Annotated in this window: 13 protein-coding genes; 7 read left to right on the forward strand and 6 right to left on the reverse strand. The window is 71.1% G+C overall.

The window, feature by feature from the left end:
- Positions 1-7: 7 nt before the first annotated feature.
- A complete protein-coding gene (locus tag EDD92_RS49770; RefSeq protein WP_185123948.1) occupies positions 8-520 on the reverse strand; it encodes a hypothetical protein in 513 nt (170 codons plus the stop codon).
- 197 nt (positions 521-717) lie between these two features.
- The gene (locus EDD92_RS05990; RefSeq protein ID WP_260327282.1) at positions 718-1,974 is read right to left on the reverse strand and encodes a PHB depolymerase family esterase; all 1,257 of its coding nucleotides are present in this window, start codon (positions 1,972-1,974) and stop codon (positions 718-720) included.
- Between the two features lie 424 nt (positions 1,975-2,398).
- On the opposite strand from EDD92_RS05990, the gene EDD92_RS05995 reads away from it, so the two are divergent.
- Positions 2,399-3,376 carry a polysaccharide lyase family 1 protein gene (locus EDD92_RS05995; protein WP_123963341.1) on the forward strand — a complete coding sequence of 326 codons (978 nt, stop codon included), beginning with the start codon at positions 2,399-2,401 and terminating at the stop codon, positions 3,374-3,376.
- A 32-nt stretch (positions 3,377-3,408) separates the two neighbouring features.
- Positions 3,409-4,212: a pectate lyase gene (locus EDD92_RS06000; protein WP_123963342.1), complete on the forward strand. Its 804-nt coding sequence runs from the start codon at positions 3,409-3,411 to the stop codon at positions 4,210-4,212.
- 81 nt (positions 4,213-4,293) lie between these two features.
- Here the strand turns inward: EDD92_RS06000 and EDD92_RS06005 are convergent, their stop codons facing one another.
- Positions 4,294-5,037, reverse strand: a complete 744-nt coding sequence (locus tag EDD92_RS06005) for a PaaX family transcriptional regulator C-terminal domain-containing protein (protein WP_123963343.1) — start codon at positions 5,035-5,037, stop codon at positions 4,294-4,296.
- Positions 5,038-5,109: 72 nt separating this feature from the next.
- Here EDD92_RS06005 and EDD92_RS06010 point away from each other — a divergent pair, with 72 nt between their 5' ends.
- The 4 genes from EDD92_RS06010 to EDD92_RS06025 all read left to right on the forward strand — a co-directional run bounded on the left by EDD92_RS06010 (position 5,110) and on the right by EDD92_RS06025 (position 11,620).
- The gene (locus EDD92_RS06010) at positions 5,110-6,777 is read left to right on the forward strand and encodes a DNA alkylation response protein (RefSeq protein WP_123963344.1); all 1,668 of its coding nucleotides are present in this window, start codon (positions 5,110-5,112) and stop codon (positions 6,775-6,777) included.
- A gap of 213 nt (positions 6,778-6,990) precedes the next feature.
- The gene (locus tag EDD92_RS06015; RefSeq protein ID WP_123963345.1) at positions 6,991-8,220 is read left to right on the forward strand and encodes an EfeM/EfeO family lipoprotein; all 1,230 of its coding nucleotides are present in this window, start codon (positions 6,991-6,993) and stop codon (positions 8,218-8,220) included.
- A 94-nt stretch (positions 8,221-8,314) separates the two neighbouring features.
- Positions 8,315-9,532, forward strand: a complete 1,218-nt coding sequence (gene efeB / locus EDD92_RS06020) for an iron uptake transporter deferrochelatase/peroxidase subunit (protein ID WP_123963346.1) — start codon at positions 8,315-8,317, stop codon at positions 9,530-9,532.
- Positions 9,533-9,736: 204 nt separating this feature from the next.
- Complete coding sequence (locus tag EDD92_RS06025; protein WP_123963347.1) at positions 9,737-11,620, forward strand: phospholipase C; 1,884 nt, start codon at positions 9,737-9,739, stop codon at positions 11,618-11,620.
- Positions 11,621-11,672: 52 nt separating this feature from the next.
- Here the strand turns inward: EDD92_RS06025 and EDD92_RS06030 are convergent, their stop codons facing one another.
- The 3 genes from EDD92_RS06030 to EDD92_RS06040 all read right to left on the reverse strand — a co-directional run bounded on the left by EDD92_RS06030 (position 11,673) and on the right by EDD92_RS06040 (position 14,695).
- Positions 11,673-12,896 carry an MFS transporter gene (locus tag EDD92_RS06030; RefSeq protein WP_123963348.1) on the reverse strand — a complete coding sequence of 408 codons (1,224 nt, stop codon included), beginning with the start codon at positions 12,894-12,896 and terminating at the stop codon, positions 11,673-11,675.
- A gap of 168 nt (positions 12,897-13,064) precedes the next feature.
- Positions 13,065-13,892 carry an MIP/aquaporin family protein gene (locus tag EDD92_RS06035; protein ID WP_123963349.1) on the reverse strand — a complete coding sequence of 276 codons (828 nt, stop codon included), beginning with the start codon at positions 13,890-13,892 and terminating at the stop codon, positions 13,065-13,067.
- A gap of 218 nt (positions 13,893-14,110) precedes the next feature.
- On the reverse strand, positions 14,111-14,695 hold the full coding sequence (locus tag EDD92_RS06040) for a hypothetical protein (protein ID WP_123963350.1): 585 nt from the start codon (positions 14,693-14,695) through the stop codon (positions 14,111-14,113).
- Between the two features lie 281 nt (positions 14,696-14,976).
- Here EDD92_RS06040 and EDD92_RS06045 point away from each other — a divergent pair, with 281 nt between their 5' ends.
- On the forward strand, positions 14,977-16,062 hold the full coding sequence (locus EDD92_RS06045; RefSeq protein WP_123963351.1) for a sialidase family protein: 1,086 nt from the start codon (positions 14,977-14,979) through the stop codon (positions 16,060-16,062).
- Positions 16,063-16,105 lie beyond the last annotated feature (43 nt).

The raw sequence follows: 16,105 nt of genomic DNA on the forward strand, positions 1-16,105 counted from the left end.
CTCACCCTCAGCCGGTTGCGCTGCTGCGGCGGCCCGTCGAGCCGCTGCGCGCGGTGGACTTGCCGGGACCGGAGGTCGTCCTCTTCTGAGCGGTGGACCTGCTTGCCGGACCGGTGGATTTCGTGCTCCGGCCCGTGGATTTCCCGGCCGAGGCCGTGGCCTTCTTGGCTGGTGCCGTGGACTTCTTGGTCTGTGTCGCGGCTGTCCTGCCGCGGGTGCCGGACGTGGTGCGCCCGCTCCCGGCGGACGAGCTCGGCTTGTCGTGCGGCTTCGGCTGGGTCAGCCAGGCCACGGCTGCTCCGGTGAGGGCGACCGGCCACTCGACCACACCGGCGACGCCGAGCACCCCGGCCCCGGTGTACACGGCTATCCGGCGCCCTTGCGGCGAGACGGCTCCGATCCGGTCCAGCGCTCCTTCGGTGGCCCTGCTCACGGCCCCCGTACCGGGCACCCTGCGCAGCGCCGAGGCCGCGGTCCGCAGCGGCTCGAGCAGACTCGTCGATGCTTGCTGCGTGTCCATAGCTCTCTTCACCTCGTATGACGTGGCCTTTCGTGTGCGGACCGAGTTCCCGCGAAATGCGACGTCACCCGCCCTCGGGCGGACCGACATGACATTCCTGCCGGCCGCGAGAAGAGGCTGATCACTCCGGATCCATGCCGGGCCCGAAGTTCACGGCGGCCGGAGCCGGGCGCCCCGGCCGTCGTCGGTGCCGGACCTCAACTGCTCGTGCAGGCTGTCCCGTTGAGCGTGAAGGCGGCCGGGGCCGCGCTGTTGCCCGTGTGGCCGGCCTGGTAGCCGATGGTGACGCCCGCGCCCGGGGCGAGTGCGCCGTCGTACGAGGCGTTCGTGGCCGTCACCGCGCCGGTCGCGGGTGTGTAGGTGGCGCCCCAGCCGTTGGTGATGGCCTGACCGGCGGGCAGGGTGAAGCCGAGCCGCCAGCCGTTGATCGTCGTCGTGCCGGTGTTGGTGATCGTCACAGAGGCGGTCAGACCCGTGTCCCAGGCGTTGGTGGTGGCGGTCACCTTGCAGGCGCCGGGCTGGGGTTGAGGTGCGGGTCCGGCCGTGTCGAGGCCGAAGAAGGCCAGTGCGCGGGAGGCCATGCCGTAGCTGTAGAGGTTGTGGCCGACGCCCTGGAGGCTGATGGCCTCGACGGGAGCCTGGTCACCGGTGGAGCCGTAGCGCGTGCGGGTCCAGCCGGAGGCGGGCGAGTCCGTGGCGGCCGGGGTCTGGCCGACGCCCAGGACGTTGGTCCACTGCTTGATCTCCTCTCCGAAGTTGGGATAGCGCAGCGTCGCGTCCTCGGTGCCGTGCCACAGCTGCATACGGGGGCGGTGGCCGGTGTAGCCGGGGTAGGCGCCGCGGGCCAGGTCGCCCCACTCCTGCGGGGTGTGGGTGACGGTGCCGTTCGCGCACGCGCTGTTCCACTCGGAGCCGTCGGTGGTGGCGAAGCAGCCGAACGGCACGCCGGAGAAGGCGGCGCCGGCCGCGAACACGTCGGGGTAGTCGCCCAGCAGGACGTTCGTCATCATCGCGCCGGAGGAGATGCCGGTGGCGTAGATCTTGCTCTGGTCCGCGTTGTAGGTGCGGGTGACCCAGTCGATCATCGACTTGATGCCGACGGGGTCGCTGCCGCCGTTGCGTTTGAGGGCCTGGGGCGAGGAGACGTCGAAGCACTTGCTGGCGCGGGTGACTGACGGGTAGATCACCACGAAGCCGTGGGTGTCGGCGAGTTGGGCCCATTCGGTGCCGTTGTACATGGCCGGTCCGGAGCCGGTGCAGTAGTGCACGGTGACCACGACCGCGGGGTGCGCGGTGACGCCGGCCGGCACGTACAGGTACATCTGCAGGTTGCTGGGGTTGGTGCCGAAGTCGGTGACCTCGGTGAGGGTCGCGGTGGGGACGGCGGTGCGTGCGGCGGCCGGTGGCGCGGTGAGGGTCACCGCGGCGAGTAACGGCACCAGCACGGCGATCAGCGTCAGAAGCGCCGTCCGCAGGAGTCTCCCGGTGGAGGTGCGGGTGGGGGTGGGGGTGGGCACGTCGGGTCCCTTTCTCGGCAGAAGGTGTGGGCAGGGGCGTTCTGAGGCAGGGGGCGTTCTCAGACAGGATCCGCCCCGCATGGTGGCATGGACACGACTGTCGTGGAAGCGCTCCCACGCGACTCTCCATGGCTCGCCCGCACGGTTCGAGACAGCCCTTGCAGCTCACCGGGCCTTCCCTGATGTCTTCTGCGCAAAGCGTTGACTAGAAAGCGCTTGCCCCCTACGTTCCGTTCAGCAGTGTGACCGACAGGCGCTCCCTGCAGGCCCGCCTGGCCGCTCTGCTCGCGCGAGGAGTTCAGCACGGCGTACGTCGTTCACGTACACGATCGAGCAAGTCCTCCTGAAGGGACGCACCCGCATGCGTACTCACCCCCCACGTACACACGCGCAAAGGTCCGCCCTGGTGGTGGCCGCGGCGGCCGCCCTCGCGACGGTGTCCGCCCTGACGCTCCCCCAGCCGGCCGGGGCGGCCGAATCCTCGCCGGTCGGGTTCGGCGCCGGGACGACCGGCGGCGGCAGCGCCACGGCGGTGACCGTCTCGACGCCGAGCGCCTTCAAGTCGGCGGTCTCCGGCAGCACCGCGAAAGTCGTCAAGGTGAGCGGCCTGCTCTCGCTGAGCGGTCAGGTCGACATCGGCTCCAACACCACGGTGCTGGGCGTCGGTTCGTCCTCCGGGTTCACCGGCGGCGGACTGCGTCTGAAGAAGGTGTCCAATGTCGTCATCCGCAACCTGAACCTCAGCAAGGCGGTCAAGACGGACGCGATCACCGTCCAGGCCTCGACGAAGGTGTGGATCGACCACAACTCGCTGTCGTCCGACCGCGACCACGGCAAGGACTACTACGACGGCCTGGTCGACATCACGCACGCCTCCGACTACGTGACCGTGTCCTGGAACACCTTCAAGGACCACTACAAGGGCTCGCTCGTCGGGCACAGCCACAACAACGCGAGCGAGGACACCGGGCATCTGCGGGTGACGTACCACCACAACTGGTTCAACAACGTCAACTCCCGCATCCCCAGCCTGCGGTTCGGGACCGGGCACTTCTACAACAACTACGTCGTGGGCGCCGAGACCGCCGTGCACTCGCGCATGGGCGCCCAGATGTTCGTGCAGAACAACGTCTTCCGCGACACCCAGGTCGCCGTCACCACCAACCGCGACAGTGACGAGGACGGCTACGCCAACCTGAGCGGGAACGACCTCGGCGCGGCCGCGACCGAGATCTCGCGGGTCGGCACCTTCACCAGCCCGCCCTACAGCTACAGCGCCGAGCCCGCCTCGTCCGTGGTCGCCTCGGTGACCGGCGGCGCGGGCGCCGGAAGGCTCTGACCACCACCCCCACCGGAGGAAGGCATCGGGACATGACTTCACCAGCACTTCCGCGCGCCCGCCGACGCGCACTCGCCGGAGGCCTGGCCGCACTCGGCCTCTCGGTTGGCATGATCATGGCAGGCGGCACTTCGCCCGCGAGCGCCGCCACCTGGCCCACGGCGAACGGCAGCCAGGCCGTCACCGCCACCATCAAGCTCTCCGGCACCAAGGACTACGGGATGAAGCGCCTCTACGGCAGCGGAGACCTGGGCACCGGAGGCCAGAACGAGGACCAGGACCCGATCCTGGACCTGGCGGCCGGGACCGTCCTGAAGAACGTCATCATCGGCGCTCCCGCCGCGGACGGCATCCACTGCGAGGGCAGCTGCACGCTGCAGAACGTGTGGTGGGAGGACGTCGGCGAGGACGCGGCGACCTTCCGGGGCTCCTCTTCGTCCAACGTGTACACCGTCTCCGGCGGCGGCGCGAAGGAAGCCGGCGACAAGGTGTTCCAGTTCAACGGCGCCGGCACGCTGAACGTCTCCAACTTCGCGGTGCAGAACTTCGGCAAGCTGGTCCGCAGTTGCGGCAACTGCAAGACGCAGTACAAGCGGACCATCAACCTCAACACCATCGAGGCGACCTACAAGGGCAGCGCGCTGGTCGGGATCAACACCAACTACGGCGACAGCGCGACCCTGAAGAAGATCACCATCGTCGGGGACAGCAGCAAGAAGATCGTGCCCTGCCAGAAGTACATCGGGAACAACACGGGCGCCGAACCGCCCAAGAACGGCTCGGGCCCCGACGGCACGTACTGCAAGTACGCGAGCTCGGACATCACCTACAAGTAAGCCCCCCACGGTGAACCCGGCCGTACGAAGCGCACCCGCACGGCGCTTCGTACGGCCGCCGCCGTGTCGGCGTCAATCGATTCAGTGCCCGATCGACCGGGTGATCTCCCCCTGGTACGTCGCGTACGCGGCACGCAGCCGCGCGCCCGGCCAGCCCTCGGGCAGGAGCTCGGGCGGCAGCACGGGATCGGCGAGCAGGTGGCGGACGACCGCGGCGAAGGCGGCGAAGCGGTCGGCCGGGCGGTGCGCCTCGGCCACATGAGCGAGCAGGGACCGGGCGGTGGCGGCCCAGGTGTCCAACGGCCACAGCTGCGCGGCCAGTTCACGCGCGGGCCGGTCGGGGCGGGCGGTGTAGGACTGGCCCACCTGCTCCAGGTGGTCCGGCAAAGGACGGCTGAGGTTGGCGGGTCGCAGCCAGACACCCTCGCGCAGTTCGGCCAGGCGCAGGGCGGTCAACCGGGTGCGCAGGTCGGCGCGTTCGGCGGGGCCGCGGCCCGTCGCCGTGATCACCACCATCTCCCAGTCGCCGTCCCACGCGCGCGTGCGGGCCTCCACCGCCTCGTCCTGGCGGCGCTGGCGCGCGAGTAGGCGGTCGCTGAGCCGGTAGACGGCATCGGTGCGCCGCAGGTCACCGGCGGCCACCATCCGGCTGAGCGCGGCACGCAGCGTGGAACCGCCGACACCGAAGGGCTCCACCGCGCGGACGAGCTCCTTCACCGGAAGCTCCGGAGGATGCGTGCCCAGCAGCAGACTCAGCACGACCGACCGCGCGGACAGCGGCGGCAGATCGACCTCACCGGGCTGCGCCGCCATGTTCATCCGCATGGGCAGGTACTTTACGTGCGAGCCTCTTGTTGCAACATTGCTACGGCCGCAGGAAAGGTGCAACATGGCCGTATGGTCTCGACACCCGCGCCCGCGCAGCCCCGCCGGCAGTACGACACGCACGACGTCACCAACCAGCCGCCCGCCCTGACGCCGTACGACGCCTCCGAGGACACGGCCCTGCTGGAGGGGCTGCGCCGGGAGGGCGCCGGATGGGCCGAAGAGGACGTCCGGCGGCTCGGGCTGCGGGCCGGCAGTGCCGAGGCGCAGGAGTGGGCCGAGCAGGCCAACGTCCACGAGCCGGTGCTGCGCACGCACGACCGCTACGGCAACCGGATCGACGAGGTCGACTTCCACCCCAGCTGGCACCATCTGATGCGGGCCGCGGTCGCCGAGGGCCTGGCCGCCACACCATGGGCGGAGGACCGGCCCGGCGCCCATGTCGCCCGTACCGCGGGCGGGCTGGTGTGGGGACACACCGAGGCGGGACACGGCTGCCCCACCTCGATGACGTACGCGGCCGTACCCGCCCTGCGTGCCCAGCCCGAGCTCGCGAAGATCTACGAACCCCTGCTGACCAGCCGGGTGTACGAGCCGGGCCTGCAGGTGCCGACCGAGAAGCGCGGCCTGCTCGCCGGCATGGGGATGACCGAGAAGCAGGGCGGCTCCGACGTCCGTACGAACACGACCACGGCGTGGCCCACCGCCGAGCCGGGCGTGTACCAGCTGCGCGGGCACAAATGGTTCACGTCGGCGCCGATGTGCGACGTCTTCCTGGTGCTGGCGCAGGCCCCGGAGGGTCTGTCGTGCTTCCTGGTGCCGCGGATCCTGCCCGACGGGAGCCGTAACACCTTCCGCATCCAGCGGCTCAAGGACAAGCTGGGCAACCGGTCCAACGCCTCCTCGGAACCCGAGTTCGACGGGACGGTGGCCTGGCTGGTCGGGCCGGAGGGCCGTGGCGTCAAGACGATCATCGAGATGGTCAACTGCACCCGGCTCGACTGCGTGATGATGTCGGCCACCCTGATGCGCAAGACGCTCGTCGAGGCGGGGCACCATGTGCGGCACCGCAGCGCGTTCGGGGCGCGGCTGGTCGACCAGCCGCTGATGCGCAACGTGCTGGCGGACCTCGCGCTGGAGTCGGAGGCCGCCACGACGCTCACCCTGCGGCTGGCGGGCTCCGCGGACCGGGCGGTGCGCGGGGACGCGGGCGAGGCGGCGTTCCGGCGGATCGCGACCGCCGTCGGCAAGTACTGGGTCACCAAGCGGGGCCCGGCCTTCACCGCGGAGGCCCTGGAGTGCCTCGGCGGCAACGGTTATGTGGAGGAGTCGGGCATGCCCCGCCACTACCGCGAGGCTCCGCTGCTGTCGATCTGGGAGGGTTCCGGGAACGTCAACGCCCTTGATGTCCTACGGGCGCTCCGGCGTGAGCCCGGCACCGCACAGGCCCTCTTCGACGAGCTCGCCCTGGCGCAGGGGGCGGACGCCCGTCTGGATGCCGCCGTGACCCGGCTCGAGGGCCTGCTCGCCACGGGGTCCGAGTCCGGCGCCCGACGCCTGGTGGAGCTGATGGCGCTGACCCTGCAGGCCTCCCTCCTGGTCCGGCACGCCCCGCCCGCCGTCGCCGACGCCTTCTGCGCGACCCGGCTGGGTGGCGACTGGGGACACGCCTTCGGCACCCTGCCGGACTCCGCCGATCTGGACGCCGTGATGAACAGGGCACTGCCGGGCGGGAGCTGAGCCGACGTAGGAGGCGGCGGCGGGACTGAGGCGTCGTGAGCCCGGGTTCTTCGCAGGTGAGACGCCGCCACGCTGCAGGACGAGCAGGTGAACCCTCGCCGAATTCTGGCCCTTCCCCCGGTCAGGAACCGGTCAGGAACGCTGTCGCGGTCCTCCGGCCTGCTTAGGATCATTCGGCGCCGACTCGTTCGTACGACTTCCAGGAGGGCCGGCATGCCCGAAACCGCATCCGGTCCACCCGCTCCCCGGGCCCGGCGGCGCACCGCGCTGCTCGCAGGTGGTGCCCTGGCGGCAGTGGCTGCGGTGACGGCCGGGGTGGTGGCTGCCGGTGGTTCCGGCGGCGGGCGTCAGCAGGCGAGGCCGGCCGACGGGCTGCGGCACACCGCCGTCGAGGTCACCTCCGCCTACTGCGGCCGCGGCTGGACCCATCCCGAAGCCGGCCGTCAGGTCTTCGAGCTGCGCAACACCTCCGGCACAGCGGCCGAGGTCTATCTGACCGACGCGAGGACGGACGCGGTCTACGGCGAGGTCGAAGGGCTGGCCCCGGGGACCGAGCGCCCGATACGGGTGACGCTCGGCAAGGGCTCGTACGCCTTCAAGTGCCTGCCGGACGACGCCGACGCCGTCACCGGCCCCACCGTGCACATCACCGGCGGTCATGTGCACAGCGGTCCGGCCGCCGTCCCGGTGACCCAGCAGCAGCTCATCCCGCCCACGCTGGCCTACCAGAAGTGGATCCAGGCCCGCACGGTGGAGCTGTCGCACAAGACCGACATGCTGCGCGACGCGATCGACCGCGGGGACCTCTCGGCCGCCCGCGCCGCCTGGCTTCCCGCGCACCTCGTGTACGAGCGCATGGGCGCGGCCTACGGCACCTTCGGTGACGCGGACTCGGCGATCAACGGGACCACGGCGGGACTGTCCGGCGGGGTGCACGACCCGGGCTTCACGGGGTTCCACCGGGTCGAGTACGGGCTGTGGCACGGCGAGTCGGCCGGCAGCCTGCGCGGGCCGGCGGGCCGGCTCGCCAAGGCCGTGCACGCCTTGCGTGACAGCTGGCCCGACCAGCGGATGGATCCGGCCGACGTCGGTCTGCGCGCGCACGAGATCCTGGAGAACACCGTGCAGTTCGAGCTGACCGGCCGTACCGACTACGGCAGCGGCACCAATCTGGCCACCGCCCGCGCCAACCTCGACGGCACCCGCGTGCTGCTCGGCTGTCTGCGTCCGCTGCTGAAGACCCGCGACAAGGGCCTGTCCGGCCTGGACTCCTGGATGGCCCGGGCCCGGCGCACACTCGACGGCGGCGAGCACGACGGCCACTGGACACCCCTGGACCGCCTCCCCCGCGCGCAGCGGGAGAAGACCGACGCAGACCTGGGCGAACTGGTCGAGCAGCTCGCCGACGTTGCCGCCCTCACCGACGTACGGAGGACAGCGTGACCCCGCCGCCCGACATCGCACGCCGCGGCCTCCCGTCCACAGACCACCAAGCCGCCTCCGCCATGGCCGCCCCCACCGACATACGGAGAACCGCGTGACCCCGCCGCCCGACATCGCACGCCGCGGCCTCCTGGCCGGTGCGGCCGCCGTGGCCGGGGCCGGGCTCGTGGGCGCCGACCACCAGGCCGCCTCCGCGCCGCCCGGCGAGGGTGCGCGGGTGGCCTTTCACGGTCGGCACCAGGCGGGCATCATCACTCCCGCGCAGCGGGCCACGGCGTTCGTGGCCTTCGACGCGACCGCGGAGAACCGGGGCGAACTGGCGGATCTGTTGCGCACGTTGACGGACCGGGCCCGGTTCCTCACCTCCGGCGGCAGCCCGGAGGAGTTGGGCATCACCGGCCCGCCCGCCGACTCCGGCACCCTCGGCCCGGACGTCCCCACGGACGCCCTGACCGTCACCGTGGGCGTCGGCGCCTCACTCTTCGACGACCGTTACGGCCTGGGCTCCCGCAGACCTCACCGGCTCACCGCCATGCCGTCGTTCCCCGATGACGACCTTGATACCGCCTGGTGCCACGGCGATCTGAGCGTGCAACTGTGTGCGGCCAACCAGGACACGGTGCTGCACGCCCTGCGCGACCTCACCCGGCACACCCGCGCTGGCATGCAGGTGCGCTGGCGCATGGACGGCTTCGTCAGTCCGCCCCGGCCTTCGGGCACGCCCCGCAATCACATGGGGTTCAAGGACGGCATCGCCAACCCCGACCGGCGCGACGCCCGGGCCATGGACCGCCTGGTGTGGGTGGGCAGCGGCACGGGCGAGCCCGACTGGGCCGTGGGTGGGAGCTATCAGGTCGTACGGCTGATCCGCATGCTCGTGGAGTTCTGGGACCGGGTCTCGATCACCGAGCAGGAGCGGATGTTCGGCCGCGCCCGCGACACCGGCGCACCCCTGGACGGACGCCACGAGACCGACGCCCCCAACTACCCGCAGGACCCCCAGGGCGACGTGATCCCCCTGGACAGCCACATCCGGCGGGCCAATCCGCGCACCGGCGCCACCGAGGACCAGCGCATCCTGCGGCGCGGCTACAACTACGACCGCGGCACGGACAGCAACGGCAACCTCGACATGGGCCTGCTGTTCTGCTGCTACCAGCAGGACCTTGCCCGCCAGTTCGAGACGGTGCAGAAGCGGCTGGCCGGCGAGCCGCTGGTCGACTACATCACCCCGTTCGGCGGCGGCTACTTCTTCGCCCTGCCCGGTGTCCGGGACGGCTCCGACTGGCTGGGGCGCACGCTGCTGGTCTGACCCCGCCCCTGCGATTCCGGTCAAGGGCACGCCAAAAGACAATGAGGATTTCCTGACCCAACATTCGCTGACGCGTCATTGCCACTCCCCCGCCCCGCCGCCACCATTGCCCAGGATCCAGCCGTAGATGTCATGGCCACCGATCCCGTGGCAGGGATTCGGTGGAATGCAGTGGAACTCGGTGCTCCCGGAAGGCGAGACAGCATGATCGGCACAGGTAGGACCCCAAGGGTGCGGCGGCAGTTGACGCGCATAGGCGCCCTGCTCGGCGCGGCGGCCCTGGCGAGCGCGGGCGGTGCCGTCCCCGCCTCGGCGGCCTCCGGCGCTCAGGCCCACTCCGGCGCGCACACCGCCACACCGATCAAGCACCTGGTGGTGATCTACGACGAGAACATCTCGTTCGACCACTACTTCGCCACGTATCCGAAGGCCGCGAACACCGACGGCACCAAGTTCAAGGCGGCGGCGCACACCCCGAAGGCGGACAACCTCCTCAACGCCGGGCTCCTGAAGAACAACCCGAACCTCTACAAGCCCAAGCGGCTGGCCAGTTCGCAGGCCATGACCTGCGACCAGAACCACTCCTACGGCCCCGAGCAGTACGCGGCCGACGGGGGCAAGGCCGACAAGTACGTCGAGAACACCGAGGTCAACAAGTGCAGCGGGCTCTTCGGCGAGCCCGGCCTGGTGATGGACTACTACGACGGCAACACCGTCACGGCGCTGTGGAACTACGCCCAGCACTACGCGCTCAACGACAAGTCGTTCAGCTCGGTCTACGGCCCTTCCACCCCGGGCGCGCTCAACCTGGTCTCCGGCCAGACCCACGGCGTGATCTCCGTCGACCCGGCCTCGGGCACGGAGAACCCGAAGCAGACCTCGACCCCGGACCCGTACGCGGTGGTCTCCCCGAACGCCGAGGGCGTCGGCACGCTGATCAACGACCCGGACCCCGCCTACGACGACTGCTCGGACAAGGACCACACGTCGACCAACGCCCTGGCGGCCATGCAGGGCAAGAACATCGGTGACCTGCTCAACTCCAAGGGCGTGAGCTGGGGTTGGTTCCAGGGCGGCTTCCGGCCCAGCACCGCCTGGGACGGCAAGCAGGGCGACTACGCCAAGTGCGGCGGCACCACCCACGCCAACGTCGGCGGCGCGGCCTCGGAGGACTACAGCCCGCACCACTCGCCGTTCGAGTACTACAAGTCGACATCCAACCCGCACCATCTGGCCCCCAGGAGCGTCGCCGAGATCGGTCACGGCGGCCGGGCCAACCACAACTACGACCTGACGGACTTCGATGCCGCCCTCAAGGCCGGCCACCTGCCCGCGGTGAGCTTCCTGAAGGCGGCCGAGTACCAGGACGGCCACGCCGGCTACTCGGACCCGATGGACGAGCAGCACTTCCTGATCAAGGAGATCAACGCGCTGCAGCAGTCGCCGCAGTGGAAGTCCACCGCGGTCGTTCTCGCCTACGACGACTCCGACGGCTGGTACGACCACGTGGCCGCCAAGGTGCTCAACGGCTCCAAGGACTCCACCGTCGGCTCCAACGGCAAGGCCGTGGACAGCCCCGCCTGCCAGTCCGGCCCGGCCGCGGCCGGCGGCTACGCGGACCGCTGCGGCCCCGGCACCCGGCAGCCGCTGCTGGTCATCTCCCCCTACAGCAAAGTCAACTCGGTCGACCACACCGCCACCGAGCAGGCGTCGATCACCAGGTTCATCGAGAACAACTGGCACACCGGCCGCATCGGTGACGCCTCCTTCGACCGGCGCTCCGGCTCCCTGAGCGGTCTGTTCGACTTCAAGCACCCCAACAACAAGCAGGTGCTGCTGAACTCGGACGGCTCGGTCAAGTCCGTGCAGGGCATCCCGCACCACAGCGGGACGGTCACCCCCGCCTCCGCATTGGGCGCCTACCCGCCCTACGTCCAGGACCTCAAGGCGCAGAACGTCGCCGACACCGGCTCGGCCTCCCCGACGCTGCCTATAGCCGTCGCCGCGGGTCTGCTCACCGCCGGTGCCACCGGCACCGCGTTCGCCCTGCACCGCCGCAAGCGGCGCATCGGGCACGCCGCCCTCTAGAGGTCTGCACCGGACGGTCCGCGGGCACTGGCCCGCGGACCGTCCGCGCATTTCAGGACGGACGCCCCGGGCGGGTGACGGCGAGCAGAACGAGCGCCAGGGCCTGGATGGCCACGGTGACGACGATCAGTGCCGGGATCGAGCGGGCGTACAAGGCTCCCGCGAGGATGCCGCCGAGCAGCGTGGCAGCGCCCATCACGGCGGCGAACAGGCCGTACGCGGTGGCGCGGCGCCCGGGCGGCACGAGGTCGGCGACGGTGGCCCGCAGGGTCGACTCCTGTACGCCCATGGCGGCGCCCCACAGCAGTGTGCCCGCAACGGTCAGGGCGACCGTGTCGGTGAAGGCGAGCAGGGGCACGCCGACGGCGAGGACGGGCAGTACGGCCAGGGTGCGGGCGCCGTACCGGTCGTAGGCCCAGCCGGTGGCCAGCGCGGCGAGCGCGTCGACGCCCATGGCTGCGGCGTACAGCACCGGCACCGCGGCGGTGGGCAGCAGATGCCGCTCGACCAGGTGGTAGGAGAGCACGCCGAAGGTCGCGAACCCGGCCAGTGTCGCGGCCGTGAAGGCGGCATACACCCAGAAGGTGCGCGGCAGCCGCGCCCGTCCGACCTGCCCCACGGCGGCCGTGGCTTCCGGCTCCGGTTCGTAGGCGGCGGGATCCGGCACCCGGTGACGCAGCCACACCAGCAGGGCCAGTACGGCGACTCCCGGGGCGGCCAGGACGCCCAGCGCGGGCGCGTAGTCGTCGGCCGTCGCGGCCAGCACCCCGGCCACCACCAGTGGGCCGATCAGCGCTCCGACCTGGTCCATCGCCTCGTGGACGGCGAAACCGCGGCCGCGCCCGGTGGCGGCGGTGGCGTGCGACAGGAGCGTGTCCTTGGCCGGCGAGCGCACCGCCTTGCCCACGCGTTCGGCGATCACCAGCGCGCTCGCCACCCACAGCACTCCGGTCAGACCGAGCACCGGCACGGAGACCACCGTGAGCGTGTAGCCGGCGATCGTCCACGCCCAGAAGCGGCGGGTGCGGTCGGTGAGCGGCCCGGAGGCCAGCCGCAGCACCAGCGCGGCGGCCTCGCCGACGCCGGTGACCACGCCGACGACCAGGGCGGACGCACCGAGCGAGGCGAGCAGGGGGCCGGTGACGGAACGGGCGCCCTCGTAGACGAAGTCGGCCAGCAGGCTGACGGTGCCGAACATGCCGACGAACCGCCACGGCCGCATCCCCGGCCGGGCCGCCGCGGCCTTCGGCGTGGCTCTGTCGCCCGTCCCGCGCATGCCCGTGGCGCTCCTCGCCCGGCGTGCGGCACTTCGTCGCCCTGCGCGAACGGGCGCACCCCGCTGCGTACGACGGTAACTGCTCCATTCGGGACGACAGCGGCCGGACGGGCGGCGGGCGCTACTGCTGGACGCGGGCGCCCGCCCGGCTCGGTAAGGCTGTCCCCACTAGTCCGTGTGTTCGCCGTCCGGAGTCGGGATCCGGCCCGGCTCCTGTTCCTCCTCGCCGGTCAGATACGGCGAGATGAACACCTTGTAGACGGCGGCACCGATCACGCCGCCGACCAGGGGCCCGACGATCGGCACCCAGAAGTAGATGTTGCCGTACTGGTCCCGCCAGGCGGTCCCGTACCCGGTGATGTAGCTGGCGAGCCGCGGTCCGAAGTCGCGGGCCGGGTTGATGGCGTAGCCGGCGTCGGTGCCCCAGGCCATGCCGATCGCCACGACCAGCAAACCGATGATGAGCGGGGCCAGGTTGGCGCCGGGCGGGGTGTTGAGCAGGTCGGTGACGGCGAAGATGACCAGGACCAGGATGGCGGTGCCGATCACCTGGTCGCGCAGGGCGCCGAGTTCGCTCACCGGCAGGGCGCCGTTGCCCGGAAGGGTGGAGAAGACACCCTGTGTCTTGATGGTGTGGCCGGGGTCGGTCTTGGCGAGGACCTCGGTGTAGTTCCAGCGCACCAGCAGCGCGGCGACGAATGCGCCCGCGGTCTGCGCCACGATGTAGGGCCCGACCTTCTTCCACTCGAAGCCCTTGAAGCAGGCCAAGGCCACGGTGACTGCCGGGTTGATGTGGGCGCCGCTGAGCCGGGCAGCGACGTACACGCCCATCGTGACGCCGAGGCCCCAGGCCCAGGCGATGCTGTCGTGGTCGCCGATCCCGGCGGCCACGACCTGGGCGACCACACCGCAGCCGAAGAGGATCAGGATCATCGTGCCCAGGAACTCCGCCGACAGTTCGCCGACCAGTTCCCTTCTGGAAGTGTGCTCCGCCATGAGGCACCGCCTTCCGCCAGAAATGGTTGTGTCCGCGAGGGTAGTTGTCCGACGCGAGGCGTCCAGGGGCCCAGCATCAACTGGAGTAACCGCCACCACTTCTGCCCTGAGGCAACGCCTGCATGCGCCGCCTCGAGGGCGTCACCTACGACGATGGCACAGGGGCCCTGAGCCCGCAGCGCGGCGCCTTGCCGCGGGCCCGTCGGCAGGCGTCCTCGTCAGCTCGTCTTGCGCCCCCACAGGGGCCCGAAGCGGGCCCACTCCGTGTCCCACTGGGACATACGGCGGCGTTCGAGGCGGCCGCACAGGACGCGGCCGCCGATGAAGGGGACCGCTGCGGCGCTCATGCCCACCAGGGCGCCGATCAGCGAGGACCGCAGCTGGGCCTGGGCGGCGGTGGCGGGCCTGGAGACCAGGTGGCCCTGCGGGTCGGTCCAGATGGTGACCGCCGTGCCGGCGCTGCTGCCCGGGCCGACCCGGACCTGCCCGGTGTGCGTGGTGCCGTCCGGGGCGGTCCAGCGCACGTTTCCCCACACCTTGTCACCGCTGGAGGTGGAGGGGTGGTCGGAGGTCGTTCCGGGCGCCTTCTCCGTCAGCCGCGCCGCGACCTGCCGCCACTCGACGCGCTCGCGGGCCAGGCCGTCCTCGACGGACCTGGTGGCCGTCAGACCGGCGAGCACGCCGGCCAGGACGGTGACCAGCCAGGCACCGAGCACGACCCACGCCTCCACCGCGTCGGCGCGACGCCTGAGCGGGTTGCGCCGCCAGCGCCACAGCCACACCTTCGGACCACGGAACGCCATCGAAGGCATCCTCCTCATGAGCGCACGATCATCCGGAACCTCCCTCCCATACGGGCGAAGGCCGCCGGATGCTCAGGTCGACTCCACCGACTCGACGGTCGCATGCGTCACCCCGACCGCGCAGGCGTCTTCGCAAAACGGGGCCGGTTATCGCCCCTCGAGCCGACGACACCTCTCTGACCTGCGGCGATGACGATTCCAGAGGTGACTGTCAGTGGCGGGGTGCAGACTGGCCGGTGTCTGGGACAGAGCCGTCACAGGCACAGCGGAGGTGATTCGGCATGACCGAGGTACTGCTCGCCGTGGGCACGCGCAAAGGCCTGTTCATCGGGCGTCGGCGCGGTGGCACATGGGAGTTCGACGAGACTCCTTACTTCAACGCGCAGGCCGTGTACTCGGTCGCGGTCGACACCCGGGGCGACCGTCCGCGGCTGCTGGCCGGCGGCGACAGCGCCCACTGGGGCCCGTCCGTGTTCCACTCCGACGACCTGGGCCGCACCTGGACGGAACCGGCCCGGCCGGCCGTCAAGTTCCCGAAGGACACGGGGGCCTCGCTGGAGCGGGTGTGGCAGCTGCACCCGGCGGCCGCGGAACAGGACGTGGTGTACGCGGGCACGGAGCCGGCCGCGCTGTACCGCTCCGAGGACCGCGGGGAGACCTTCGAGCTGGTGCGCCCCCTGTGGGAGCATCCCACCCGCTCGAAGTGGGTGCCGGGAGGCGGCGGTGAGGGCCTGCACACCGTGCTCACCGACAAGCGCGACCCGCAGGCCGTGACGGTCGCAGTGTCCACGGCCGGGGTGTTCAAGACCACTGACGGCGGTGCGAGTTGGGCCCCGTCCAACTCCGGTGTCTCGGCAGTGTTCCTGCCCGATCCGAACCCGGAGTTCGGGCAGTGCGTGCACAAGGTCGCGCGGGACGCGGCCAACCCGGACCGCCTGTATCTGCAGAACCACTGGGGCGTGTACCGCAGCGACGACGCGGGCGCCCACTGGAACGACATCGGCGAAGGGCTGCCGTCCACCTTCGGCTTCGCCGCGGCCACCCACCCGCACCGCGGCGACACGGCGTACGTGTTCCCGATCAACGCGGACGCGGACCGGGTGCCCGCCGGCCACCGCTGCCGGGTCTTCCGCACGGCCGACGCGGGCAAGAGCTGGGAGCCGCTGTCGGCGGGCCTGCCGCAGGAGGACCACTACGGCACGGTGCTGCGCGACGCGCTGTGCACCGACGGCGCGGACCCTGCGGGGGTGTACTTCGGCAACCGCAACGGCGAGGTGTATGCATCGGCCGACGACGGCGACAACTGGCGGCAGTTGGCCTCGCATCTGCCGGATGTGCTGTGCGTGCGGGCCGCGGTGATCGGATGAGCGCTGCGGGGGGATCGCACGGCCTTGGCCACCGGTTGATCTC

The organism is Streptomyces sp. TLI_185 (assembly GCF_003814765.1).
Lineage (GTDB): Bacteria > Actinomycetota > Actinomycetes > Streptomycetales > Streptomycetaceae > Streptomyces.